At 37.7% G+C, this 25,369-nt stretch carries 23 protein-coding genes; 1 reads left to right on the top strand and 22 read right to left on the bottom strand.

Features of this window, described 5'->3' with window-relative positions:
* Positions 1–76 precede the first annotated feature (76 nt).
* From ACQKTA_RS03075 to ACQKTA_RS02995, 17 genes are all read right to left on the bottom strand, one after another.
* Complete coding sequence (locus ACQKTA_RS03075; protein ID WP_427814144.1) at positions 77–1,948, bottom strand: GH25 family lysozyme; 1,872 nt, start codon at positions 1,946–1,948, stop codon at positions 77–79.
* 80 nt (positions 1,949–2,028) lie between these two features.
* On the bottom strand, positions 2,029–4,269 hold the full coding sequence (locus ACQKTA_RS03070) for an AAA family ATPase (protein ID WP_427814143.1): 2,241 nt from the start codon (positions 4,267–4,269) through the stop codon (positions 2,029–2,031).
* An 18-nt stretch (positions 4,270–4,287) separates the two neighbouring features.
* On the bottom strand, positions 4,288–4,767 hold the full coding sequence (locus ACQKTA_RS03065) for a DUF6530 family protein (RefSeq protein ID WP_427814142.1): 480 nt from the start codon (positions 4,765–4,767) through the stop codon (positions 4,288–4,290).
* A 148-nt stretch (positions 4,768–4,915) separates the two neighbouring features.
* Positions 4,916–5,761: a DegV family protein gene (locus ACQKTA_RS03060; RefSeq protein ID WP_427814141.1), complete on the bottom strand. Its 846-nt coding sequence runs from the start codon at positions 5,759–5,761 to the stop codon at positions 4,916–4,918.
* Between the two features lie 78 nt (positions 5,762–5,839).
* Positions 5,840–7,018, bottom strand: a complete 1,179-nt coding sequence (locus ACQKTA_RS03055; protein ID WP_427814140.1) for an LCP family protein — start codon at positions 7,016–7,018, stop codon at positions 5,840–5,842.
* Between the two features lie 89 nt (positions 7,019–7,107).
* Positions 7,108–7,965 carry a prephenate dehydratase gene (pheA, locus tag ACQKTA_RS03050; protein WP_427814139.1) on the bottom strand — a complete coding sequence of 286 codons (858 nt, stop codon included), beginning with the start codon at positions 7,963–7,965 and terminating at the stop codon, positions 7,108–7,110.
* A complete protein-coding gene (locus tag ACQKTA_RS03045) occupies positions 7,965–8,468 on the bottom strand; it encodes a shikimate kinase (protein WP_427814138.1) in 504 nt (167 codons plus the stop codon). Before ACQKTA_RS03045 ends, pheA begins: the two co-directional genes overlap by 1 nt.
* Positions 8,468–9,751, bottom strand: a complete 1,284-nt coding sequence (gene aroA, locus ACQKTA_RS03040) for a 3-phosphoshikimate 1-carboxyvinyltransferase (RefSeq protein ID WP_427814137.1) — start codon at positions 9,749–9,751, stop codon at positions 8,468–8,470. Before aroA ends, ACQKTA_RS03045 begins: the two co-directional genes overlap by 1 nt.
* 4 nt (positions 9,752–9,755) lie before the next feature.
* Complete coding sequence (locus tag ACQKTA_RS03035; protein ID WP_427814136.1) at positions 9,756–10,829, bottom strand: prephenate dehydrogenase; 1,074 nt, start codon at positions 10,827–10,829, stop codon at positions 9,756–9,758.
* A gap of 18 nt (positions 10,830–10,847) precedes the next feature.
* A complete protein-coding gene (aroC, locus tag ACQKTA_RS03030; protein ID WP_427814135.1) occupies positions 10,848–12,008 on the bottom strand; it encodes a chorismate synthase in 1,161 nt (386 codons plus the stop codon).
* Between the two features lie 2 nt (positions 12,009–12,010).
* A complete protein-coding gene (gene aroB / locus ACQKTA_RS03025) occupies positions 12,011–13,069 on the bottom strand; it encodes a 3-dehydroquinate synthase (RefSeq protein ID WP_427814134.1) in 1,059 nt (352 codons plus the stop codon).
* A gap of 17 nt (positions 13,070–13,086) precedes the next feature.
* Positions 13,087–14,127, bottom strand: a complete 1,041-nt coding sequence (gene aroF / locus ACQKTA_RS03020; protein ID WP_332580637.1) for a 3-deoxy-7-phosphoheptulonate synthase — start codon at positions 14,125–14,127, stop codon at positions 13,087–13,089.
* Between the two features lie 21 nt (positions 14,128–14,148).
* On the bottom strand, positions 14,149–15,027 hold the full coding sequence (locus ACQKTA_RS03015; RefSeq protein WP_427814133.1) for a shikimate dehydrogenase: 879 nt from the start codon (positions 15,025–15,027) through the stop codon (positions 14,149–14,151).
* Positions 15,028–15,400: 373 nt separating this feature from the next.
* Positions 15,401–16,183, bottom strand: coding sequence for an ABC transporter ATP-binding protein (locus ACQKTA_RS03010; RefSeq protein ID WP_332580635.1), 783 nt, complete (start codon positions 16,181–16,183; stop codon positions 15,401–15,403).
* 4 nt (positions 16,184–16,187) lie between these two features.
* Positions 16,188–17,066 carry an ABC transporter permease gene (locus ACQKTA_RS03005; RefSeq protein WP_332580634.1) on the bottom strand — a complete coding sequence of 293 codons (879 nt, stop codon included), beginning with the start codon at positions 17,064–17,066 and terminating at the stop codon, positions 16,188–16,190.
* A gap of 4 nt (positions 17,067–17,070) precedes the next feature.
* The gene (gene trpX / locus ACQKTA_RS03000) at positions 17,071–18,084 is read right to left on the bottom strand and encodes a tryptophan ABC transporter substrate-binding protein (protein WP_427814132.1); all 1,014 of its coding nucleotides are present in this window, start codon (positions 18,082–18,084) and stop codon (positions 17,071–17,073) included.
* A 359-nt stretch (positions 18,085–18,443) separates the two neighbouring features.
* The gene (locus ACQKTA_RS02995) at positions 18,444–19,004 is read right to left on the bottom strand and encodes a hypothetical protein (RefSeq protein ID WP_427814131.1); all 561 of its coding nucleotides are present in this window, start codon (positions 19,002–19,004) and stop codon (positions 18,444–18,446) included.
* Positions 19,005–19,441: 437 nt separating this feature from the next.
* Here ACQKTA_RS02995 and efbA point away from each other — a divergent pair, with 437 nt between their 5' ends.
* A complete protein-coding gene (efbA, locus tag ACQKTA_RS02990; protein WP_427814130.1) occupies positions 19,442–21,145 on the top strand; it encodes a fibronectin-binding protein EfbA in 1,704 nt (567 codons plus the stop codon).
* Here efbA and ACQKTA_RS02985 read toward each other — a convergent pair.
* The 5 genes from ACQKTA_RS02985 to ACQKTA_RS02965 all read right to left on the bottom strand — a co-directional run bounded on the left by ACQKTA_RS02985 (position 21,142) and on the right by ACQKTA_RS02965 (position 25,326).
* On the bottom strand, positions 21,142–22,182 hold the full coding sequence (locus tag ACQKTA_RS02985) for an AI-2E family transporter (RefSeq protein WP_427814129.1): 1,041 nt from the start codon (positions 22,180–22,182) through the stop codon (positions 21,142–21,144). The genes efbA and ACQKTA_RS02985 overlap by 4 nt on opposite strands.
* 113 nt (positions 22,183–22,295) lie before the next feature.
* Positions 22,296–22,922 carry an orotate phosphoribosyltransferase gene (gene pyrE, locus ACQKTA_RS02980; RefSeq protein WP_427814128.1) on the bottom strand — a complete coding sequence of 209 codons (627 nt, stop codon included), beginning with the start codon at positions 22,920–22,922 and terminating at the stop codon, positions 22,296–22,298.
* Positions 22,923–23,639: an orotidine-5'-phosphate decarboxylase gene (pyrF, locus tag ACQKTA_RS02975; protein WP_427814127.1), complete on the bottom strand. Its 717-nt coding sequence runs from the start codon at positions 23,637–23,639 to the stop codon at positions 22,923–22,925. It lies immediately after the preceding gene.
* A complete protein-coding gene (locus ACQKTA_RS02970; protein ID WP_427814502.1) occupies positions 23,639–24,508 on the bottom strand; it encodes a dihydroorotate dehydrogenase in 870 nt (289 codons plus the stop codon). The genes pyrF and ACQKTA_RS02970 overlap by 1 nt, the downstream gene beginning before the upstream one ends.
* Positions 24,509–24,555: 47 nt before the next feature.
* A complete protein-coding gene (locus tag ACQKTA_RS02965; RefSeq protein ID WP_427814126.1) occupies positions 24,556–25,326 on the bottom strand; it encodes a dihydroorotate dehydrogenase electron transfer subunit in 771 nt (256 codons plus the stop codon).
* Positions 25,327–25,369 lie beyond the last annotated feature (43 nt).

Raw genomic sequence — 25,369 nt, 5'->3', positions numbered from 1 at the left:
AATTTAACTTTGTTGCTGTCGCCTTTTTACGTAATCTAATAATTTATATAAGCATTTTGATTTTCTGATGAAACTATCATTCAATCCATGAAGCTAAATTTGATACAGGCGGCAGTCCATTTCTGCGAACAATCATTATCTGTATTGCTTCTATTCTTTTGCCTTTGCCGGTTGTTCCGGCTGTTTCACCATTCTTCGCCCATCCTAACCAACCATAACTCTGAGAATGAACTCGGTAATAAAGATTATAATGAGTTGCGAGATCACCAGTCAATCGAATTTTGATAGCTTCATTTCTTAACCCTTGACCTTCAGTACCGGATAAATTATAGTTATTTTTCCAATTTTGCCAACCAACTTTTTGAATATGGCTCTGATACTCAATATTTCCAGAAAAACCTAAAGGATTATTTGAAACCTTTAACTTGATTGCTTCCATTCGTAACCCTTGACCTTCAGTACCAGAGATTTGATTACTTTCTACTGGCAGTAACCACCCTTTTGTTTGAATATGTGTTTGGTATTCAATATTTGCATCTTGATACTTAACAAATTTATTTCCTGATCCAACAGGCCCAGTTTGTCCTTTTGGTACTAACTGAACTTGGTATGCTTCTAATCGATAGGAAAAACCTTCTGTTCCTGCAGATTCTCCGTTTTTAGCCCAATTCATCCAGCCAAAATATTGGGAATGAACTCGGTAATAAACATCATATTTATTTGCTACATCCCCAGTTAATCTAACTTGTAGAGCTTCAATGCGTTTCGCTTGTCCTGTAGTACCAGAAATACTGCCATTTTTATTCCAATTGGATTCCCAGCCATTTCCTTGTATATGAGTTCGATACTCAATACTGCCATCTAGCCTATTGGAAAGGGATAGATTTAGCGCTTCTAATCTTTTACTCTCTCCCACTGTTCCAGAAATAGCATTATCAGTAACCTGATTCAGCCATCCTTTACTTTGTACATGGCTGGAATAGGATATCAACGAATTGTCGGGTTGAGTAAATGTATTAGTATAATCTGCAGAAATATCAAATTCTTTACCAGCAATCTCAGGAAAAGTCAATCGAGAATTCCATTGCCAGGAACCATATTGTGTATAATTGTTTGTATTTGAGATGGTATATGGATAAGCAGCAACCCATATATTTTTTTGTCCTAATGTTTGCTGATTTAAATATCCAGAAGTAAACCAACTTAAAGAGGAATAATGCCGAACAGTTTTAAATCCTAGCTGATTCAACCTGTTTTGGAATGCTATAGAACTTGAGGTAAGGTTCCCTTTACCAAGAATTTGGGGTTCTTCTATATCATTTACCATAACAGTTGAATAATCTAAACCTACAGAAAGAGCAGCTTTAGCAAAGTAATCCGCTTCTGCTCGTGCTTCACTATCTGTTGCAAACCAACTATAATGATAAGCAGAAACTTTTAGACCCGCAGCTTTAGCATTTTTTACTTGCGAAGCTGCATATTCATTCTTATAAGTAGTATACTCTGTTAGTTTTATTACTACGCCTGTTACGCCATATTTTTTCATATTCAAAAAATCATTCACTGAAATAACACCATTATGTGAAGAAATATCTACAAAACTTTTAGTCGGAGTATTATTGTTCGTTGCAGAGATTGTAGGGACAGAATAAGCCATTCTTGCTCTACTTTGTAAATTCCCTCCTCCTAAATCCGATCGATTACGCGGATCCATATAAGCTGCGTTATTTATCTCTTCATCTTTTATAACTTCAGTCAAATCCTCTGATTCATTTATTGATTGAGTCTCTATATCACTGCTTTCGTCGGATTTACTAACTTCCGAAGTACTATCTAATGTAGAATTAATTGCTTCTTCGCTTACGTCTTCAACTGCTTTTACATTTGATACAAAAAATATTATTCCACATAATAAAGTCCCTAATAAAAAAAATTTTTTAACTCCCATTAATATCCCCCTATTTATTTAGTAATAAAATTAATTCTATCATAAGATACACTCAAATTAAAAAAATTATTTATTGAAATTTAAACAAAACGAGCAATTAATTGTAATAACTGCTCAGATAGTTTTGAAATATCTGAAATATCCACAAAGTGTCCTTCGCCATATAGAGAACGTAATTGTTTTTTATCATCACCAATTGCGCATGCGATAAAAAGAATTCCTTTGCCTTCATAGTCGTGAAGTACCTCTTGAATGTCTTTTTGAGCCTTGGCTCCTGTATAATCAGGCAATGCTTTGGGCTGTCCATCACTGATCGATAACAATACTTTTGTATCAGCAGTTTGCTGACTTAATTTTTCAGCTAATAATTTTAATGGTACGCCATCTCGATTATTTTGTCGTGGTTTCATGGTAGCTATTTTAGCGGCTATGAAATCATAACCATCATCAAATTCTTTGTAGGAATAAATCGATGTTTTCTCACGCTGGCTAAGATCTGCTGAATCTCCATATAGCATTAAAGGAATATTTGTTTGTTCGGCAAAAAGACTTAATGCTACTGCCGCTAATTTTGCATTTTGAATCCGGTCATCTTTCAACATCGAACCTGATTCATCGACGCGGACAGCTAGGGCTAAAGAAGGTTGTTCATTTGGTGGATTTTTCTTATCAAAATTTCTTAAATCACCATAGGCAACACGACTTGGATTGAATTTCGTACCATAATATTTTCCAGTAGCATAATCAGTGCTGACTTCTTTATCTAATAAATCATTGATGACGCGGCTTAACCCCGCTACTTCAGGTTGAACAATCTGTGTTAATTTCTTCCCCTCTGCGATAGCTGAGGCATCGATTTTTGGTCGATGTAAAATTGTTCCTTCTTTTGCATGGATCGTTTCTTTTAAGGTCGCTCGAATTTCTCGATTCAACTCTTTTCGTTTGGTTTTATCCAATTCAGTCAGTTCATCTAACGACATCGCTGAACCTATTTTTTCTTGCTCATCTATCGAAGCAGATGTACTCTGAGCTTCAGCATCGCCGCGTTCTGTTTCCTCATCGATCTTGGCCCCTGCTTGAGGTATATTTTTGATTTTATCAGTTTCATCTACTTGTTCCTCAATAGCTAATTCTGAAGCTCGTTCCTCTGTATTTTGATCGAGTTCACTGACTAACGTTGCTTGCTCAGATTCTTCAAAAATATTGCGTTTATCAGCTTCTACTTGGCTAATTTTTCGGCCTTGTTGTATTTTTTGCTGATTTTTTATTTGCTGCAGCTTCGTTAATAAACGGCTCTCTTCTAATGCGTCTTGTAAAATTTTTAATTCATTTTCGTCTGTAGTCAGTTTATATAAAACTTTAGGGAAGATCGTTTCTAGTGGATCTTGGCCTTGTTTTAAACTATTAACCCAAAAGAAATATGAACGCATTCCAGCGACACCTTTAATTGCATTGGCCTTTGCCGTTTCATCTAATAAGCGAATAATCTGTGCCATAATCTCCAGATAATCATGATCTTCATAATTAGTCTTAGCGATCGCTCGTTCAATCATCACTTCAATTGATGGTAGATCCATTTTTTCTGCATGTTGCATACGATCACGCAAAGATTCATTTAAGGGACGATTGCCTTGATAATTTCGGTTGGTCGTCACAATAACCACACAATCAGGATGGCGACGAATGATCCCTGTTGGTATATTCAGCAAGCCGTTTGGCTCCAAAGCTGAATTTAATGCCACTAAGACTGACGCATCACGAATAACTGTCGGCTCTTGGATTTCCAGTAGGTAGCCTTTTTGCATCGCACGAACGATTTCTGAAGGATAGAACTTATACTCTACAGTTGTGACGTTATCTGCTTGATCAATCCGTTCGACCAATTGTTGAAATCGAACTTTGGCTTGATTGGCATCGATTTGAAAATGACTTTCGATGACTTCAAGAACTGCCTGTAAAGAATCGGTTTGGTAAATTGCTTCTAGTAATTCATGATCTTCTTCATTATCTGTTTTGACGATTGGAAGCAACGCTCCAAAAATATCCGTTTTATCCATATCAGCAAAACAGGTGACTTTTGTATACGGAAGTTGTAAATCTGCTGACAACGCCCGTGCTAATTGTGTTTTACCAGATCCAGCATCGCCTTCCAACAATACATTCATTACTTTCATTTCAGGATCTAGCCAATTCATTTTTATTTCAGCAGCAATTCGCAATTCCTCTTTGCTTGTTTTATGGCTAGTCGGCTTTTGCCAAATCATCTGCTCTTCTACTTTAGTAAAACTGCGCCCTTTCGTTACTACAAAAGGTTTCTCCATCTCGGTCACCTCTTTTATCTAATATCCTAACTCGTCTAATAGACGTTTCAATGTACGATAACGTTGTGCAATCAGATCGCCGTCCTTATTCATCGTATCATTGAATAAAATAATATCTTCATCTATCTTAGGATTTTCTGTATCTACTTCTACTGTCATGCGGCCACCTTGCACACCGATAATATCAACAGTCGGATTTTCTGGATCATAGAATTTTTCATAGCGGTAAGCATCTTGGAGATAAATACTCGATTGGGCAACTAAAATTGCTAAATCAAGGATACGTGTAATTGGTAATTCTTCTGATTGACGCAACCACTTTTCTCCTGTGTGACGCCAAACTTTACCTGATATATCTACCTGTCCTCGATCATTCCATTGGGCAAGTCCCAAGGTCAAACCTTTTGCATCACTATTCCAAGCATGATGGCCATCGATTTTGTCATAATCTTCCACTAAAAATACTGGTTTATGTTTTAAATTTGTCGGAATCTTCATCATAAGTTCCTCCTTAGCATGTATTCACTTATTTAATAGATCACCTTTACTACTTTAGTAATTTACTAAACTACTAATGAAGCAAGGATACGAAATTCTTTGTTTTTTTGCAAACAAAAACTCACTAAGTTTCTTAGTGAGTTGATGATTACTTCGCCACACCTAAAGCAATAGCTTTATCTCCTAAATGTGTCCCGATAACTGGACCGAACGTTCCAACATCAATCGTGGCATCCGGATACTTTTTGCTTAATTTTTCGACTTCTTGTTGTGCTAGCTCCGGATTATTTCCGTGTATCACATAAATTCGTAATTCCTCGTCGCTTTCTTGACGATGTTCTTCAATAATATCTTCTGTTCGTTGCAATGCTTTCTTTAATGAACGAATCTTTTCAAATAAAACAATTTTACCATCTTCAAACGTTAAGATAGGTTTGATTTTTAATAATCCACCAATAATTGCTGCACCGTTGGTTAAACGTCCTCCACGAACAAGGTTGTCTAAATCATCAACGATGATGTATGCATGTGTTGTATCACGAATTTTATCGATTGATGTTAATACATCTGCTAAAGCTGCGCCTTGATCACTCATCTCTAAGGCTTTTTCAACCATATATCCCATCGGAACGCTGGTGATTTTTGAATCGTAGGGAATTACATTCAATCCTTGAATATCTTCTCTAATCGCCGTTAATGTACGAACAAAGCCAGAGATACCTTCAGACAAATGAATACTGATCACTGTATCGTATCCTTGTTCTTTGATCGAGCGATACAATTCATAGACTTCACCTAAAACTGGTTGAGACGTCTTAGGAAAATTTTTACTATCTTTTAGCTTGTGATAAAACTCTTCGTAACCAATATCCACCCCTTCTTCAAAAGGCTCGCCATCAATGATGACTGGAATTGGGATCACAAACAAATCTTTGTGGTTACATGTGCGTTCATTCAGATAAGCTGTGCTATCTGTCACGATCGCTAATTTCATAATTAGTTCCTCGTTTCAATCAAATTTACAATAAGTATAATATAGCATATTACAAGTTTCATGGAAATGAAAACTCAATTACTTTGCTAAAAACTCTTTAACTGCTTGAGCATTTTGGCTCGTATCGACCGCTAAGGCACTACCGGCATTGTCTGTATCGATGTATGACCATGACCCATCGATCGGCAAGGTCAAACGCTCGATTCCACCGACTGCTTTCGCAAAGTTAAATAAATTACCTAATATAAAGGTATTTGGGATATCGCTAGATAAATAGCCCCATATTTTGCCGGCTGCATAAGGTCCACGTAATAATACTAATGGGTTCTTTAATTGACTAAAAACAGATGTCATGACTTGCTGTTGCCGACGAACCCGACCGAAGTCGCCTTCTTCATCCATTCTAAAGCGAGCATAGTTTAATAATGTATGACCGTTCATCCGCTGTTCCCCTTTGGAAATCGGCTCATCGATATAAGAACTCATATCTTTTTCAGCATCGATTTTTACACCATTCGGAAAAAGTGCATCTACCCCTCTTTCAAAAGTCTGAAAATCAACCATCGCATAATACCGACAATCAATTCCAAAATTTTCTTTCAATGTTTGGCGAACTAAGTCTGCGCCGCCATAGGCATAGGCTGCATTTAATTTATTTTGTCCGACCCCTGGGATATCTACATACATATCGCGCATAAAAGAAACCAATTTCGGTTTGCCTTTTCCATCTACTTGCAAAACCATCATTGAGTCAGAACGACCACTGACATTGTCGCGTGTATCACTCCCTAAAAGCAAGATGTTCTTTGTCCCATCGTCTGAAGCAGCACCGCTAAATTCTTGCGTCTCGATGGCCGGCATACTAGAATCATGTTTTGCCGCGAAATTTCCCACTCCGAATGCAACAATTGAATACGCGAATAAAGCGACTAAAATTGTAAGGAAGATTTTCTTCCAGCTTCTTTTTCGTTTCGGTTTTTGTTCGTCAGGATTTTTTGCTTTGCGCTTAAATGGCGAATGAACTCTAGGGAAATTCAAATTGAAACGTTTCTTTTTATTTGAATTGGAGGATTGATCTTCGTAATAAAAATGCTCTGCTGATTCGGATTCCTGGTCTAGTAATTCTTCTTGATTTTTAACTGGAGGATTGGCCGCTTGTTCTTTCTTCTTTATTTCACGTCGAAAGCCAAAAGGTTGTTTTTCTTCCTTTTGACTTTCTTCATGAATCTTTTTGTATTTGTCCATCCGACTACTCATGATGCACCTCTTTATCTTTATCTCTATGTATTAAAAATAGCAAATCCTGCTGTTTTTGTCTTATTTTTATCAAAAAAAATTAGAAAACCTTAACTACTAAGGTTCTCTAATTTCTTTGTAAGGTATGTTGGATAATTACCAATTAGTTTTACAGTGAATTTTTCTTGATTTAACCGTTGTAATACAGTAGTTAATTTATTGCCTGTTGGAACTTCCAAATCAATAATGAAGAAATATTCCCCTAATTTTGTTTTGCGTGTTCGTGACTCAATCTTTGTTAAGTTGATTTTTTCTTCAGCAAAAAAAGCTAAACCTTTATACAAAGCTCCGGGATGATCCTGTGCCAAATCAAACAAAATCGTTGCTTTACGTTTTTCGAAAACTAAATCACTCTGAATCGGTTGAGTGCCTAAAACCCAAAAACGGGTTTCATTTGTCTCGATCGATTGGATATTCTCTTGGACGATTGTTAGACCAAATTGGGTAGCCGCTTCTCTCGATCCAATAGCTGCGTAATTATTTTCTGGATGTTCAGCGACTTTTTGCGCACCTAAAGCAGTTGAACCCATTTGTTCGATATCAACGGTTGGAAAATGTTCCAAAATAAAATTTTGTGACTGGGCTAAAGCTTGTTGGTGACTGCAGATCAAGGTCGTTCGCTCCCAGTCTTCCTGATGATCTGGATGGACCATTAGCTGCTGTTGGATTGGCAAAACGATTTCTGCCTGAATCGTCGGCAACGTTTTAAAAATCAAATCAAGCGTTGGTAAGACCGACCCTTCAATCGTATTTTCAATCGGAACGACACAATAATCTATTTCGCGTCGGCGTTGCGCTTCTAACAAGGCTGTTAAAGATTCATAAGGTGTTAGAACTTTTGCAGAAAAAAACTGATGGGCAGCAGCATAGGTAAAAGAACCTCTAGGGCCTAAATAACCAACTTTCATTAAGAGGCCACCTGCTGCATGATTTCTTCCACGATTTCATTCGGTGACTTTTCTGAAGTATCAACGGTGATTTTGGCTAATTTTTCATATAGTTTTTCTCTTGAAAAGAATAAACGCTTTAAATCCCCATCATCATTTTTGATAGCTAAAGGACGAACATTCACCTTATCTTTACGAATACGATGGACCAATGTATTTACATCTGCTTTTAGATAAACAACTAATTTATCTGCTAAGACTTTTTGATTTTCTGGTTGTAAGATCACACCGCCACCGGTAGCAATGATTGAGTCATTGGTCAACGCTTCTTTTAATAAAGCTGTTTCATGCTCGCGAAAAGCAGCTTCACCGTGTTCTTCAAAATAATCATTGATAGGCTGACCGATACGTTTAACTAATACATCATCCATATCAATAACCTCTGCACGGGTACTAGCAGCTAATGCTTGGCTGACAGTCGTTTTACCTGCTCCCATAAATCCGATTAACACAATTGATTCCATTAGGCATTCTCCTTTATTAATTGACTCAAATCATTGAAAAATTCAGGATAAGATATATTGATGGCTTCTGGATTGGTTAATTCGACTGATTCTGAAGTTAAGAGTGCAGCAATCTGAAGCATCATTCCAATGCGATGATCTCCGTGACTATCCACCACACCACCATGTAAAGGTGTCGGTCCATGAATGATCAATCCATCTTCTGTCGTTTCGATCGCTGCTCCTAATTTATTTAGTTCAGCTGCAGTAGCATCAATTCGATTAGTTTCTTTAACTTTCAATTCTTGTGCATCACGGATAATAGTTGTTCCTTGCGCTTGTGTTGCCGCTAAAGCAATGATTGGCAATTCATCGATCAATCGTGGAATGATCTCCCCGCTAATCTCACAAGCCGTTAAATCAGCTGCTTGCACTAATAAATCAGCCGCTTGATTTTTTTCATCTCGTGCTTGTTCTTTAATATCTGCGCCCATTTCTGCTAATACATCTAGAATGCCAGTACGTGTTGGATTGACGCCTACATGTTTTAGTAGAAGCTGACTATTTTTTACAATCGATGCCGCAACTAAATAGAAAGCTGCCGATGAAATATCTCCTGGAACGGTAACCGTTTGGCCCACTAGATTTTGATCGCCCGAAAGAGTGATTTTTTTATCTGCAACTGTAATGTTCCCACCGAATTGTTTGATCATTTCTTCTGTATGATTGCGCGATTTTTCTTTTTCAATAATAGTTGTTTCACCTTTAGCTTGCATCGCAGCAAAAATAATTGCAGATTTAACTTGGGCACTAGCGATCGGCATCTCATAAGTAATTGCTGAAAGCTCATGACCTTTAATGCTAATAGGAGGAAATTCACTATTTTTTGTTCCTTGTAACTCCGCGCCCATCTCGCGTAAAGGTCCCATCACACGTTCCATTGGACGGCGATTTAAAGAGGCATCACCTGCGATTTGTGAGTCAAATAATTGTCCTGCTAAAATACCTAATACTAAACGCATCGTTGTCCCAGAATTTCCGGCATTTAACATCTCTGATGGTGCTTTTAAGCCAGAAAAACCTTTGCCTTCAACGGTAATCGTTTCCCCATCATCTTTGATCTTTACGCCTAATGCTTTAAAAACGGCAACTGTACTTAAACAATCTTCTGCCCGTAAAAAATTATGAACAGTCGTTGTTCCATGACTTATTGCTCCGAACATAATACTCCGATGAGAAATCGACTTATCTGCAGGAACAGTCAATTCTCCTTGTAGACCTTGTTTTGTTTTCAATAATTCCATTTGCTCAACTCCTTATCCGACAATGAAAATCTGCTTGTTCGATCATTTGTTGACCTTTTACTAAATCGTTTTGATTTTTGAACGACAACTCTAACACGCCAAAAATATCTTCCCGCGTTTCTTGAATTTTTAAATTAATGATCGAAATATCTGCTTCACTTAAAATCGTCATAACCTTGGCAACTGCTCCGACAATATCTAGGATATCAACATACAAATCATAAAACGCCGGAATTGCTCCACGACCTTTAGCTGGTAGCAGATCCCGTGATTGTTTGGCCTGATCGAAAAAAGCATAAATTGCAGATTGATCTTTCGCTAGCAAATTACTTTTGATTTGATTCATTTGATTTTGCCACTCTTCAATTAAATGTAAAAGCGTTGGGCGATTAGTCAATAAAATATCTGTCCACATTTGCGGATCTGATGAAGCGATCCGGGTAATATCACGAAATCCACCTGCAGCTAATTGTGTGGCTCGTGGATGTTCTTCTGATAAACTATCGCTCATCCTTACCAGGCCAGCAGCCACGATGTGTGGGAGATGACTGAGGACACCCACAATTTCATCATGGGCTTCTGGTTCGATCACGACAAACTTTGCTCTCGTTGGGGTAAGTAATTCGATCAATGGTACAGCATCACTTTCTTCAAAAGGAGTCAAAATATAATAAGCCTCTTCAAAAAGATTAGGGTTTCCTGCTTTTACACCAGACTTATGTGATCCTGCCATCGGATGTCCACCAATAAATGTAAACGGGAGCTCTTTTGCTATTTTCATTACTTCATTTTTAGTACTTCCGGTATCTGTAACAATTACGGAAGCTTTTAACGGTAACTCAGCTAATACTTGTAAATAACTCAAACTAGCTAAAACAGGAACCGCTAAAATAATAATATCCATTTGCTTTGCTTCTTCTATAGAAGTAATTTGATCTACTAAACCAACTTCCAGCGCAATTTCTCTTGTTTCTGCTGAATGATCCCAACCAAATAACTCAATTGACGGATTCTTGATCGCTCGGCAAAGGGAGGCGCCTATCAAACCTAGTCCTAAAATAAATACTTTTTTCTTCATAGACGCACACTCCTTTTTTTAAAAGTTTTTGATGTCCTCGCGGTATTGTTGAACCGCTCTTTGTAAATCTTCGATCGTATCTGCTGGAAATTGATCTAAAATTTCTTCTGCTAGAACTGTTGCTACGACATGTTCAGCTACGACTGAAGCTGCTGGGACTGCCGTACTATCGGACCGTTCTACACTTGCTTTGTATGGTTCTTTCGTATCGATATCAACACTCATTAATGGTTTGTATAACGTCGGAATAGGTTTCATTACACCTCGAACAATGATTTGTTCCCCATTAGTCATGCCACCTTCAAATCCACCAAGATGATTACTCGTTCTTGAGTATCCGTCGTCCCAAACGATTTCATCCATCACTTTTGATCCCGGCTGACGGGCCGCTTCAAAACCAATTCCAAATTCCACGCCCTTGAAAGCGTTGATACTCATCATAATTTGAGCAATTTTTCCATCTAATTTGCGATCCCATTGAACATAGCTTCCTAATCCGGCAGGAACATTATCTGTCCGAACTTCTACGACGCCGCCAATCGTGTCACCCGCTTTTTTGGTTTGATCGATCAATTCTTTAACTGATTCTTCAATCTCTAAATCGACCATATTCACTGCAGATTGCTGAACTTTTGTTTTAATTTCTTTAACACTCAATTGTTCGGGAATGTTCGCTGCGATTCCTCCGAGAATAGCCACATGACTTGCGATGTCGATGTCGATTGCTGCTAAAATTTGTTTTGCAACTGCTCCGACAGCTACACGCATCGTAGTCTCTCTAGCTGATGAACGTTCTAAAACATTTCGTAAATCGCGATGGTGGTACTTCATCCCTCCGACTAAATCAGCATGTCCAGGACGTGGTTTTGAGACTCTTCTCAACTGTTGATCTTTCTCAGGGCCTTCTTCAACTGACATCACTTTTTGCCAATTTTTCCAATCACGGTTTTGAACGATCATAGTGATCGGTGCGCCGATTGTTTTCCCATGGCGAACACCTGACGTGATACGAACTTGATCTTTTTCGATCTTCATTCGTCCACCACGGCCGTATCCGCCTTGTCTCCGAGCTAATTCTTGATTGATCTCATCGATTGAAAGTGCTAGTCCTGCTGGAACACCTTCAATGATTGCTGTTAATTCTGGTCCATGTGATTCTCCAGCTGTTAAGTACCGCATACTTATTCCCCTCCTATTAAAAAGTCTCGTATTTCAGTCATTCTAATTTTTTTGATTTTGGCATTGCCAATGTCTTCCAACAAAATGATATTTAGTAAGCCACCACGTGCTTTTTTATCATGCGTGATTGCTTGGTAAAACATCTCAACTGTCCAAGGCGTATACTCTATCGGCAATCCATATTTCTGATTCATCGCAATGATCTGCTGAGTAATACCTTTTGGTGAAAGACCTTTGGTTTCAGCTGTTTGAGAAATTTTCACCATTCCGATTGCAACCGCTTCTCCATGGCTAATTTTTCCATAGCCGGCTGTATTTTCAATTGCATGACCGATCGTATGACCAAAATTTAATAATAAACGTGAGCCATTATCAAATTGATCTTCTTCTACAACGGCTTTTTTTACATTTAATGCTTTTGTGATGATCATTTCACTATGAGCCAACAGTTCTTCGATTCCTGTTAGTTTCTCAAGATCTTGCCATAATGATTGATCAGCGATTGCTCCACATTTAATGATTTCAGCAATGCCTTCACGGACACGTATTGCTGGTAAAGAATTCAATGTTTCTGGATCGATCAATACACCATCTGGTTGTGCGAAAGTTCCAATCATATTTTTAGCTTTCGCTGAATTCACAGCTGTTTTACCACCGATACTAGAATCAACCTGGGCTAATAAAGAAGTTGGGATTTGAACAAATGCGATTCCACGCATATAAGTAGAAGCAACGAAACCAGCTAAATCTCCAACGACACCACCGCCTAAAGCAATGACTGCATCGCTGCGAGTAAAACCTTGATCGGCTAGAAACTCATAAAGTTTACTAGCCATATCTAGGGATTTACTTTTTTCGCCAGCGGGAACAGAAAAATGACACACTTCATACTGACTTAACTGATTTTTGATAGTTTCTCCATAAATCGGATACACATTGTCATCGCTAATGATCGCAATTTTTTTATCTTGCCAAAGTGAAGCGATCCATTCGCCAACAGAATTTAATGCATGGCGTTTTACAATGATTTCATAACTTTTTTCTGGTAAAACAATTTCCATGAAATCCGCCTCCCGTTTTATGCAAGTGATGGTTCTTCAGACAATGCGGTAATTTTTTTCATCGCATCAACAAGAATGTTAACTTCTTCCATCATTTTTAAGTAGTTCTTTTCATTTAATGATTGTTCACCATCAGACCATGCATGCAATGGATCTGGATGGATCTCAACGATCATACCATCGGCACCACTAGCCACACCTGCTCTAGCCATCGGTCCAACTAGATCCCAAACGCCAGTACCATGACTTGGGTCAACAATAATTGGGAAATGACTCAATTTTTTGATCAATGGCACAGCACTTAGATCGAAGGTATTTCGTGTGGCAGTTTCGTATGTTCGGATACCACGTTCGATGAAGATGATTTTTGAGTTTCCTTGAACTGCAATGTATTCTGCTGCATTTAACCATTCTTGGATCGTTCCTGAAATCCCACGTTTCAATCCAATTGGTTTACCTGTTTTACCGACAGCTTCTAATAAGCGGAAATTTTGCATGTTACGCGCACCGATTTGAATGATATCAGCGTATTCGCAAACAACATCGATATGTGCTTCATCCATTACCTCAGTGATTACTTTCAAACCGTATGCGTCAGCTGCCTTACGCATGATTTTCAATCCTTCTTCACCTAGTCCTTGGAATGCGTAAGGTGAAGTACGAGGTTTGTATGCTCCGCCACGTAAAATAGTTGCTCCACCAGCTTTAGCCATTCGAGCTGTTTCCATGATTTGTTCTTCACCTTCAACTGAACATGGTCCAGCCATGGTTACGAAACTGCCGTCACCGATTTTAACGCCATCAACATCAACCACTGTATCTTGTGGATGGAATTCTCTTGAAGTTAATTTGTAAGTATTAGAAATCGGTACTGCACGCTCGACTACACTGTAACGTTGGAACGGAACATTTTGGATAACTTCTGGATCTCCAAGCAAACCTAAAACCAAACGATCTTTTCCATGATTGATTTGTACGCCCAATCCTTCTTCTTCGATACGGCTTAAGATTGGTGCCAATTCTGCTTCTTTGATTCCTTTTTTAATAATTAAGATCATAATAATAACTTCCTTCGTTTTTTATTTTTTAATTTCTTTTTCCAATAGGGGTTGAATCAATTCAGTCGGCATTTTTTTACCTGTCCATAATTCAAAAGCTGCAGCTCCTTGATATAACAGCATGCCTAAACCATTAACAGCTTTAGCTCCGATTTTTTTTGCTTCGTGAAGCAACTGTGTTTCACCAGGATGATAAATCACATCAAAAACGGCTAGATCTTTTCGCAACAATTTACTATCAGGTAAAGGGATTCGATCGGTATTCGGCGCCATTCCGATGCTCGTTGCATTGATCAAGAGACAACTATCAGCTAATGAGTCGGTCAGCTGTTGTTCCTCAGCTAAATCATGCAGTTCGATCTTACAATCTGTTTCTTTAGCAATTTCTGCTAGTTTAGGTTCGACTTTTTGATAAAATTCATCTTTGATATTAAAGACATCGATTGCTGCCACACCATCGATTGCCGCTTGAGTGATGATAGCAGTTGCTGCACCGCCCGCTCCGATAATCGTGATCTTCTTCCCGATAACATCGATTTGATTTTGTTTCAAACTTTCCATACAACCAACACCATCGGTAGTATGACCGATCAACTTACCATCTTGATTCACGATTGTATTGATCGCCCCGATAAGTCGTGCAGCTTGGCTCAGTTCGTCAACATATTGCACTGCTGCCATTTTGTGAGGCATCGATAAATTAACACCTAACATTTCCAAATCCCGAATTGCTTGAATACTGGATCCTAACTTTTCTGGTGGAACATCAAAGCTAAGATACACAGCGTCGACTCCAGTTTCTTGAAATGATGTGGTATGCATCATTGGTGAAAAGCTGTGTCGTGCCGGCAAAGCATAAAGTCCGGCTAACCGTGTTTTTCCAGTTATTTCATTTTCCATCTTGTTTCACTCCTTCAAGTAAAATATTCGTTGCCGTTTTAAGTACGAAAAAAGGTCCATTGTAGAAAACCTACAATGAACCTCATCTCTCCAAAAATACCAAAGAAAAAAGCCACTATAGATTTTCATCTATGTGGCATTAAGTCATACTTAAAATCCTTAGCCATCATAGATACAAACGCGTGTCGTCTGCATCCATGAATCATGAATACAAACCTATCTAAAATAGCTAAAGTAATAATTATTCAGTTGTGTGTGCGTATTATTTTTCATATTCATAAAAAATCGCTCCAAACTGTTTTAAGATTGAACTTAGTATAGGACTCTTTATTTTATAAGTCAATCTATTTTTTTAATTTTTCTGAAAAAAATTTTATATTACTTCAGCTGCAGTCTCGTTTGTCTCAAAAAGTAGGAATAAATCAGCCAGAGTCATCCGTCGTTTTTCTTCTCCACGAATGTCTCGAATGATCTCGCCTTTTTCCATTACGATTACTCGGTCGCCATAGTGAAGCGCATCTTCCATTTTATGTGTGACCATCAAACAAGTTAAGTTTTCTTCTTTGATTCGCTGATCAGTAAGTTCCATCAATTGTTTCGCTGTTTTGGGATCCAACGCTGCAGTGTGCTCATCTAATAATAATAGATCTGGTTTGGTGATCGTCGCCATCAATAAACTCAATGCTTGACGCTGTCCGCCAGATAAAAAACCGGTCGGTGTATCTAAGTGATTTTCTAGGCCGTTTCCAACTTGTTGACAAAGCGCACGATACATGTCTTTTTTTTGATTCAATTGACGTTGTTTCAAGCGGCGCTTTTGACCTCTTTTTTCAGCTAATCCAAGATTCTCAGCAACTGTCAATCTTGGTGCTGTCCCCATCTTCGGATCTTGAAAGACACGAGCAATCGAAGAAGCTCGTTGTTCTTCTGAAAGCTTTGTTAAATCTTTTCCCATCACAGCTACCGTCCCGCTGTCTAATTGGAGATTACCAGAAACACTATTGAAAAGCGTACTTTTTCCAGCGCCGTTTCCTCCAAGCACAGTGACAAATTCTCCTGGAGCAATCGTCAAATCAACATTGTTCAATATTTTTCTCTGATCATTGATTCCATTACGAATTGTCTTATTCGCTTTTTTTACTTCTAACGCATTCATATGATCACTCCTTTTCTAAACCCGTTTTCAAATGTAACGCTTCTTTCAAGCGAGGAATCATTAGGCATAAGGCCAAAATGATCGATGAAAAGATTTTTAGGTAAGTTGTATCTAAACCAACTTTAATGATGACTAAAATCAATAATTGATAAATAATACTTCCTAAGACGATTGCAACCAATCGTTCAGCAAAAGTAACTTCACCATAAAGGACTTCACCAATAATGATCGAAGCTAAACCAATAACGATCACACCGACGCCCTTACCAACATCGGCATACCCATCATTTTGTGCAATCAAAGCTCCGGATAATGCAATCACACCATTTGATAAAGTCAATCCGATGACTTTCATTCGATCTGTATTGATCCCAATTGAACGAGCCATGTTTTCATTATCGCCAGTTGCGATATATGCTTGTCCGAAGTCGGTAAAGAAGAAGAACAACAGTAATGCAATGATGATCACAACAGCTAAAAGTCCTAATAGCACAACATCGTAATAATCAGGTAAATTTAAATTAGTAAAAAAATCTTGGATCTTTGGTTGCTTCAATAACGAAAGGTTTGGTGTCTGCATAATAAACAGCATCACTGAGTTTAAACCTGACATAACTAAAATCCCGGCTAAAATGACAGGAATTTTACCCTTAGTGTAGAGCATTCCAGTAATGAATCCCGCGCACATCCCAGCAACAATTCCTAAAAGTGTGGCAAGTAATGGTGAAACACCATGCGTGATCGCCGTCACGCAGACGGCGCCTCCCAATGGAAAAGATCCTTCAGTTGTCATATCTGGAAAATTTAGAATCCGGTAGGTCATGAAGATCCCTAAACCTAGGATTCCCCATAAAAAACCTTGTCCTATAGCTGAAATTACCATGTTATTACTCTCCTTTAACTACTTCTGCTTTTTCTTTAATTGAGTCTGGAATCGTGATGCCTAATTCTTTGGCTTTTTCTTCATTGATGATCATATCTCCGTAATCAATGACATTCACTGGTGTATCAGCTGGTTTTGCTTTTCCATCTAAAACGTCTGCAGCCATTTTTCCTGTTTCTACACCCAATTTGTATTGGTTTTGTCCGACTGTGGCAATCCCGCCTTCTTTAACCATGTTATCAACTGATACGAAAACGGGTGTTTTTGCTTTATCAGATTCGCTGATCAACGTTTGGAAGGCACTTGCAATCGTGTTGTCTTGTGGAATATATAAGAAATCTGATTCTTGACAAGCTTGTTGAGTCACAGCTGAAAGATCATTACTAGATGAAATGGCAAATTTTTTCACTGCGTATCCTGCTGCTTTAGCATTTTGTTCGGCCGTTTCGACTTGTGATTTTGAATTTTCTTCTGAAGATGAATAGACGATACCCATTGTTTTTGCGTTCGGGAACAATTCTTTTGCCATATCGATTTGTTGAGCGACTGGTGTCAAATTATTTACACCTGTTACATTTCCACCGGGATTTTTTAAGTCTTTGACTAACCCAGATCCAACTGGATCACTGATTGCTCCCATGATGATCGGTGTATCCGTTGTTGCATTCGCTAATGCTTTCGCAGCTGGCGTTGCAATTCCGACTAACACATCTGACTTCTTATCTAATAATTGTTGGCTCATACTATTCAATTTGCTTTGATCGCCTTGTCCATTTAAAAATTTAATTTTTAGATTGTCGCCTTCTGTATAGCCTTCTTCTTTCAAACCAGCGATTACACCTTTTTTGATTTGATCCAATGATGAGTGGCTGACATATTGTAAAATGCCGACAGTTTTTATTTTTTTATCGTCCGTAGATGATGCTGTCGTTTGACGAGTGCCCATTTGATAGGCAAAAACTCCGATTAATACAATTGCTAAAGCGATGATTGATCCAATAATTCCTTTGTTTTTCATTTTATTTTCCCCCAAATTTTTGTTTTTTTTATATACAAAAAGACAACTACCTAAAGTACCACGGTAGTTGTCTAAAAAAACAAAAACCGCATAGATGGTCTCTATGCGGGAATAAGCATAAAAATATACCCAGCATAGATACAAAATTTAGAAGTTGTCTAAACGTTGTATCTATGAGTGAATTCATAAATACAACTTATCTACGCCAGTTTTGCCAGCTATTCAATTGATTGATAGATAAGTTCAAATGTCTCATGAATGTCACTCCTTTTTTGATGTTGAGGTAATTTTAGCTGAAAAAAAATTAAGTGTCAACACTTTTTATTACAGAAAGCTCATTTATTTTTTAACTATTCAGATTATTTATTAAGTTGCCACATTGGCAGCCGATTCAACTCCGGAATAAATTCATGGTTGACGTCATCAAGACTTTCTACCACAAATCGATTTTTTTCTTTACCTTTCTGAAAAAAAATAAATGTGACTTTATTTGGATCAATTTTATATTCCTGTTCCATCTGCTTTTCATCGTAAACGATCGGATAAAAATAAAATTTGCGATTCAACATTGATTTTTGATTCGGATCTTCAAGCAGTGAAAGAACTTTTTCGTAAGAAGTCCCCATTGGTTGACTGAACATGATCGAAACTGCATTTGTCGATTGTATTTTTGTATCAAGTTCTTGATAATTCAATGGCAATAAATAGTCTGATTTTACTGAATCGAATACCAGCTCATTTAATTGATCTTGCCGAATTGTTTTTTGTGCAAAGACAACCGAAGCAGAAAAAAGCAAAACTAAAAAAACTAAACTGCTCAAGATGACAATGGCACGCTGTTTATTTTCTAGCAAGATATCACTAAGATTCTGCCAAAAAACTATTATTTGTTCTTTGATTATCTGTATATATCTTTGCATTGTCACCCCTCCTTCTTATCATTATATTATTTTTATTTTAGAAGCGCTATCTATATAGACTATATTCTATTTTATTTTTTATAATTATTATTCAACTGTTTTTTTATCCAATTGTCAGCGCTTTGTTTTAATGACATTTTAATGTAAATGATTGTTTTAGGGTGGAGAAAATGAGCAGTACTGAACGTGTTTCTAGAAAAAGAATCACCTAGCAAAACCCTTTATTATCATAGTGGACTTTAGCTTATCTGGTTTCGAAAAATCAACGATCACCTTAAACGAAGCCCAAGAATGCTAATAGCCAAGGCTGGGTATTAGATCAGTTGAATAATTACAAAGAAAATTTGAATATCTGATTATTTACTAGCAACTCACTTGGTCGCTAGTCTTTTTTTGGGTATAATAGAACTATTATGAATAGAAATGAGGGATAAAAAATGTCCTTTGATGGAATTTTTACCCATGCAATGGTACGAGAACTAAAAGATCAACTCGTTACCGGAAGAATATCTAAGATTCATCAACCTTACGACCATGAAGTCGTCTTAGTCATTAGAGCTCGTGGGAAAAACCAACGTTTATTACTATCTGCTCACCCAAGTTATGCCCGGATCCAATTAACAGAAATTGCTTATACCAATCCTGATAATCCGCCGAATTTTGTGATGATGTTGCGAAAACATTTAGAAGGTGCCATTTTAGAAGACATTCATCAAGTAGAAAATGACCGTGTAGTTCACTTCACGTTTAGTAAACGGGATGAATTAGGTGATTTGCAAGACATCGTTTTGATCGTTGAGTTAATGGGACGTCATTCGACGATTGTTTTATTGAATCAGCAAACTGGCAAAATTTTAGATGCAATCAAACATGTGGGGCATTCACAAAATACGTATCGTTCAATTTTACCGGGCAGTGAATATATCGAGCCACCAAAACAATCACAACTTGATCCTTTCAAAGTATCAAAAGAACAATTATTTACTTTGCTGTCAACTGCAGATGTATTAGACGGTCGTTATCTTCAACAACAGTTTCAAGGTTTCGGCAGAGATACTGCTGAAGAATTAGCCGTTCGTTTAACGCAACGTCCAAATGAAAAAATAGCGGTCTGGTCTGCTTTTTTCAGCAGCTTGAAAGAGCAAATAACCCCGACTCTTGGGCTCAAAAATCAAAAAGAATTCTTTGCTCCACTAGCTTTTGAAACCTTTGAGCAATCACAAAAATATGCAACGCTAAGTATGTTATTGGATGCTTTTTATGGCGAAAAGGCCGAAAAAGATCGCGTCAAACAGTTAGGAAATGAACTGATTCGCAAAGTAGATAATGAAATCAAGCGAAACCAAACTAAACTAGCTAAGCGTGAAAAAACACTAAAAGATTCTGAAAACGCGGAAGATTTTCGTCGTGATGGTGAGTTACTAACGACCTTTATGACTCAAGTGCCTCGAGGTACAACCAGTGTTGAACTGCTAAATTATTATGAAGAAAATGCACCGATCACGATCACTTTAAATCCAGCATTGACACCGAATCAAAATGCCCAGAAATATTTTCAAAAATATCAAAAACTAAAAAATGCTGTCAAACTGATCTATGATCAAATTGCAGAAGCTAAAGATGAGATCGCCTATCTCGAATCAATTCTTGCCCAATTAGAAATTGCTGGACCAATGGATATTGAAGTAATCAAAGAGGAACTCGTTGCTAGTGGTTATTTGAAACAAAAACGAGCCAAGAAAAATAGGAAGCACGCACCTTCTAAGCCGGAACGCTTTATAGCAAGTGATGGCACTGAAATCTTAGTCGGTAAAAATAATTTGCAGAATGATCAATTGACTTTGAAACAAGCTCGAAAATTAGATATTTGGCTACATGCTAAAAATATTCCTGGTTCTCATGTGATCATCAAAAATGATCAGCCGAGCGAGGAAACTTTGTTAGAAGCAGCTGAATTAGCCGCCTACTTTTCAAAATTTAGACAATCTGCTCAAGTACCGGTCGATTACGTGGCCGTCAAACATATTCACAAACCTAATGGTGCCAAACCAGGATTTGTCATTTATGAAAATCAAAAAACGCTTTTTGTGACACCTGAAGAAGCCGTTATTGAACAATTACGAAAAAACGGAACAGCCTAATCTGGCTGTTCCGTTTTTTTAGCTTTTTTTGTTTTAGCTGTCGTAATCTTGACGCCTAAGATTTCTAAGAAGAAATTAAAGATCGGGATTCCTAAGATCAAGCCCCAAACACCTAAGAATTTTTCACTAAATAATAGAATGACAAAAGTATAAAAAATAGGCAACTTCGTCCGACTCGACATAAATTTGGGATTTAAAATATAGGCTTCGATACAATGAACAACTACGATCAAAATCAATACATAAGCGACTGTTTGGATGCCACCCGTTGAGTAAGCAATCAATGTCAGCGGGATACAAGAAAAGATCACTCCGGCTACTGGGATCAAACTTAAAAAGAAAATCATGATCGCCAATGTCGGCAACTGGGTAAAGCCGATCAAGCCTAATCCAATTGTTGTTACGACTGTATTCACTAGCGCAATCAATAATTGAACTTCTACTACGACACCAAAAGTTTCAACAAATACTTTGGCATAATAATACACATCTTGAAAGAACCATTTGTACGTGCTATGAAGAAAATTCTCCGAGAATAAAATCGTTTTTTCTTTTTCGATCATAAAGAAAAAACTCAAAATAAACGACATAATGAAGGCAATTGCCAACCGTCCTACATTTTGCAACTGCTCTAAGATAATTCCAGCACCACTTTCAACTTTATCTTGCCAATTATGATTTTTAAAATAATTAGAGATAAAATTGGTGACTAAATCAGAATTAAAATCTTTGTGTTGATAGAAACGCACGATCGAATTATAGGTTGAAAGAACTTGGTCAATCAAAATAGTAGAATATTTCGATATCAATAAATAAAGCAACACTAGTTCAATCAAATATAAAACCGTAGCAATAATAAATGTTGGTGCTTTAATATAGCGTTGAACAAATCTGACAATTTTTACAGAAATCAACGTAAAAATGAATGTCAGTAAAATCGGGGTCATAAAATCTTTCACTAAAAATAAAACGAAAATAATTAATACTAATACTGTAAATCTTCGTAATCGTAAATTACTTACAAACTTTTCGTACATTCCGTAGCCTCTTTTCAATATACTCCTAAAAAATATATAACATTAATTTATTTTTTCAGTTTCTAGTATACCTAAAAAAAGGAATAAAAAAAGCATCAAGCGATGCTTTCCAACTAATTTAACCAGTTTTCTGGATTTTGACGCCATTTTTTCAATAATTCAAGTTGATTCTGATCGATATATTTTTCTGTTAATGCACTTTCGATCAATGTCGAATAATTAGTTAAAGTGATCAGTGGTAGCTCCGCATTTTCAAAGTTCGTTTTCCCTTTTGATAATTCATAAGTAAAGATCGCAGCTACACCTAAGACATCCGCGCCTTCACGTTTAGCAGCAGCAACGGCTTCTAAAACACTACCGCCAGTCGAAATCAGATCTTCGATCACAACCATTTTTTGTTTGTCCGTAATCCGACCTTCTATCTGATTGCCTCTTCCATGATCTTTTGCTTTACTGCGAATATAGACCATTGGTAAGTCTAAAATTTCTGCCACCCATGCAGCGTGAGGTATCCCAGCTGTTGCTGTGCCTGCAATCACTTCCACATCAGGAAAGGTGATTTTTATTTTGTCAGCTAAACCTTGAGCGATTTCACGGCGAACTTTTGGATAACTCATCGTTACTCGATTATCGCAATAAATAGGTGATTTTAAGCCGCTTGCCCAAGTAAAAGGTTCGTTTGGACTTAGAGTAACAGCTTTGATAGATAATAGGTCTTTAGCGATTTGTTCTGCGATCATTTATATTTCACCGTTCCATTCTTTTTTAATTTTTAAATAGCTTTGGTAAGGATTAGTCGCTTGAGTGATTGGACGGCCCACTACGATATAGTTCGAACCAATTACTCGTGCTTTTGCAGGTGTCATCACACGTTTTTGATCTCCTGCTGAAGTACCTTCAGGACGAATCCCGGGAGTAAGACAAATAAATTCCGGTTTGGTCACTTGATGAATATCTGCTGCTTCATGAGCAGAACAAACGACACCCTCCAAGCCAGCTTTTTCTGCACATTTTGCATAATGCAAAACACTTTCTTTTAAGCTAACATCGATCAATTGATCTTGATGTATCTGTTTTTCACTTGTTGAAGTGAGTTGTGTCACAGCAATCAATTTTGGAACAACTTGATTTTGATTTGTTCCTTCTATTAATCCTTGTTGAGCTGCTTCCATCATTTCTATACCACCGGCAGCGTGTACATTAGTGATCGCTACACCTAATTTTGCAATTCCACGCATGGCTTTTTTCACTGTATTCGGAATATCATGTAATTTTAAATCAAGAAAAACATCATGCCCTTGAGCTCGCAGAAAATGAACGATCATTGGCCCTTCTTGATAAAATAATTCCATGCCGATTTTGATAAATAATTTTTCTGCTGTAGGAAATTTTTGCAAAAACTGTTCGATTTCTTCTTTTGTAGAAAAATCAAATGCAATGATAGGTCGTGATTCCATTAACGCGCCTCCCGAACTTCTTTTCTTAATTGTTCTAAAGATTCAATTCCTAGCTCTGCCATTCGAATCGGTAATTCGTCGATTAATTTGGGGCAGATATACGGATCAGTAAAATTAGCTGTTCCAACTGCGACCGCACTTGCACCTGCCATAAACATTTCTAAAACATCATCGACTGTTTGAACGCCGCCCATTCCAATAATCGGCAAGTCACTGATTGCTGATACTTGATTAATCAAACGGATCGCGATTGGTTTGATCGCCGGCCCAGATAATCCTCCCGTACGATTAGCTAAAATTGGCTGTCTGGTTTTCAAATCAATCCGCATACCTAATAAGGTATTGATCATGGTAAAGCCATCGGCACCGCCGCTTTCAATTGCTTTAACAATTGGTACGATATCCGTAACGTTTGGACTCAATTTTACATATACTGGAACTTTTGCAACTGCTTTTACTTCCTTAGTTAACCGATAAGCTACTTCAGGATCCGTTCCAAAAGCAATCCCGCCATGTTTGACATTCGGACAAGAAATATTTAATTCAATGGCTTTTACGTTTGGCGCATCGCCAATCTTTGCGCATACTTCAACATAATCTTCTTCACAAGCCCCCGCCACATTGGCAATGATCGGCAACTCTGAATATTTTTCTAAACTAGGCAAAATATCTTCTAGCATAACTTTCATTCCTGGGTTTTGCAAACCGATCGCATTCAGCATCCCGCTGGTTGTCTCAGCGATTCTCGGTGTAGGATTACCAAAGCGTTCTTTAGGTGTCGTCGCTTTGATCATGATTGAGCCTAATTTATTTAAATCGTAATAATCGGCATATTCTTTCCCAAAACCAAAACATCCACTCGCGGGCATAATTGGATTTTTCAAATCTAAACCTGGTAATTTCACTGCGATACTCACTAAAAGATAACCTCCCCAGCTTGGAAAACAGGACCGTCTTCACATACTTTGACACTTTGATTTTCAGCTTCAGGTACATGACAAACACATGCATAGCAAGCGCCCATCCCACAAGCCATTCGTGATTCTAATGACAGTTGAACATTATTGACTTCAATATATAATTGTTCAACTGTTTTTAATAAGCCGTTATTTCCACAAGCAAAAACTGCATCTGGTCGTTTATTTTCGGCTAGCAATAGATTACCGACGTTTCCTTGTAGTCCAAACGTTCCATCATCCGTTGAAAACCGCGTTTCTGCTAACGCTTCGAATTCCTCTGCATAATAAACGACTTCATTCGTTCCAAACCCTAAGAAATGGATCACATTTACACCATTTTTCTTCAATTCTTTTGACAGTTGATATAAGGGCGGCACACCAATGCCTCCGCCGACAATAAAGGCCGTATCGCCAGCGTTCAATTCACCTATTTCAAAACCATGACCTAACGGACCCATCACATCCAATAAATCCCCCGCTGAAAGTTCGGAGAATACTTTTGTTCCCTCGCCCTCTACACGATAAATGATTGTGCATGTTCCAGCTCTTTGATCATATTGGTTAATACTGATTGGACGCCGCAATAATAAATCGTTTATCGGGACACTAATATGCAAAAATTGTCCTGGCATTTTCATTTCTTTTACTAAATCGCCGGTTAATACCAATTCATATATTCTTGGTGCTAATTCTTTTTGACGAACGATCGTCATCATTTCTTGCTTCATAACGGCCTCCCTATAGATCAACAGAGTGAAGGGTGTCTTCACT

It is taken from the genome of Enterococcus sp. 22-H-5-01, assembly GCF_050310005.1.
In the GTDB taxonomy this organism is placed as follows: domain Bacteria; phylum Bacillota; class Bacilli; order Lactobacillales; family Enterococcaceae; genus Enterococcus_A; species Enterococcus_A hailinensis.
This window is presented reverse-complemented; position numbering and strand designations above follow the sequence as displayed.

Bases quoted from the DNA above. Each gene is read 5' to 3' on its own strand.
- ACQKTA_RS03010 (WP_332580635.1), bottom strand. From the start codon at position 16,183: ATGAATGCGTTAGAAGTAAAAAAAGCGAATAAGACAATTCGTAATGGA.
- efbA (WP_427814130.1), top strand. From the start codon at position 19,442: ATGTCCTTTGATGGAATTTTTACCCATGCAATGGTACGAGAACTAAAA.
- ACQKTA_RS03065 (WP_427814142.1), bottom strand. From the start codon at position 4,767: ATGAAGATTCCGACAAATTTAAAACATAAACCAGTATTTTTAGTGGAA.
- ACQKTA_RS03055 (WP_427814140.1), bottom strand. From the start codon at position 7,018: ATGAGTAGTCGGATGGACAAATACAAAAAGATTCATGAAGAAAGTCAA.
- aroA (WP_427814137.1), bottom strand. From the start codon at position 9,751: ATGGAATTATTGAAAACAAAACAAGGTCTACAAGGAGAATTGACTGTT.
- aroC (WP_427814135.1), bottom strand. From the start codon at position 12,008: ATGCGGTACTTAACAGCTGGAGAATCACATGGACCAGAATTAACAGCA.
- ACQKTA_RS03070 (WP_427814143.1), bottom strand. From the start codon at position 4,269: ATGGAGAAACCTTTTGTAGTAACGAAAGGGCGCAGTTTTACTAAAGTA.
- pyrF (WP_427814127.1), bottom strand. From the start codon at position 23,639: ATGGAATCACGACCTATCATTGCATTTGATTTTTCTACAAAAGAAGAA.
- aroF (WP_332580637.1), bottom strand. From the start codon at position 14,127: ATGATCTTAATTATTAAAAAAGGAATCAAAGAAGCAGAATTGGCACCA.
- ACQKTA_RS03060 (WP_427814141.1), bottom strand. From the start codon at position 5,761: ATGAAATTAGCGATCGTGACAGATAGCACAGCTTATCTGAATGAACGC.
- ACQKTA_RS03035 (WP_427814136.1), bottom strand. From the start codon at position 10,829: ATGAAGAAAAAAGTATTTATTTTAGGACTAGGTTTGATAGGCGCCTCC.
- aroB (WP_427814134.1), bottom strand. From the start codon at position 13,069: ATGGAAATTGTTTTACCAGAAAAAAGTTATGAAATCATTGTAAAACGC.
- pheA (WP_427814139.1), bottom strand. From the start codon at position 7,965: ATGAAAGTTGGTTATTTAGGCCCTAGAGGTTCTTTTACCTATGCTGCT.
- ACQKTA_RS03075 (WP_427814144.1), bottom strand. From the start codon at position 1,948: ATGGGAGTTAAAAAATTTTTTTTATTAGGGACTTTATTATGTGGAATA.
- pyrE (WP_427814128.1), bottom strand. From the start codon at position 22,922: ATGATCGCAGAACAAATCGCTAAAGACCTATTATCTATCAAAGCTGTT.
- ACQKTA_RS02995 (WP_427814131.1), bottom strand. From the start codon at position 19,004: ATGCAAAGATATATACAGATAATCAAAGAACAAATAATAGTTTTTTGG.
- ACQKTA_RS03015 (WP_427814133.1), bottom strand. From the start codon at position 15,027: ATGGAAAATGAAATAACTGGAAAAACACGGTTAGCCGGACTTTATGCT.
- ACQKTA_RS03005 (WP_332580634.1), bottom strand. From the start codon at position 17,066: ATGGTAATTTCAGCTATAGGACAAGGTTTTTTATGGGGAATCCTAGGT.
- trpX (WP_427814132.1), bottom strand. From the start codon at position 18,084: ATGAAAAACAAAGGAATTATTGGATCAATCATCGCTTTAGCAATTGTA.
- ACQKTA_RS03045 (WP_427814138.1), bottom strand. From the start codon at position 8,468: ATGGAATCAATTGTGTTAATCGGATTTATGGGAGCAGGTAAAACGACT.
- ACQKTA_RS02985 (WP_427814129.1), bottom strand. From the start codon at position 22,182: ATGTACGAAAAGTTTGTAAGTAATTTACGATTACGAAGATTTACAGTA.
- ACQKTA_RS02970 (WP_427814502.1), bottom strand. From the start codon at position 24,508: ATGCCCGCGAGTGGATGTTTTGGTTTTGGGAAAGAATATGCCGATTAT.
- ACQKTA_RS02965 (WP_427814126.1), bottom strand. From the start codon at position 25,326: ATGAAGCAAGAAATGATGACGATCGTTCGTCAAAAAGAATTAGCACCA.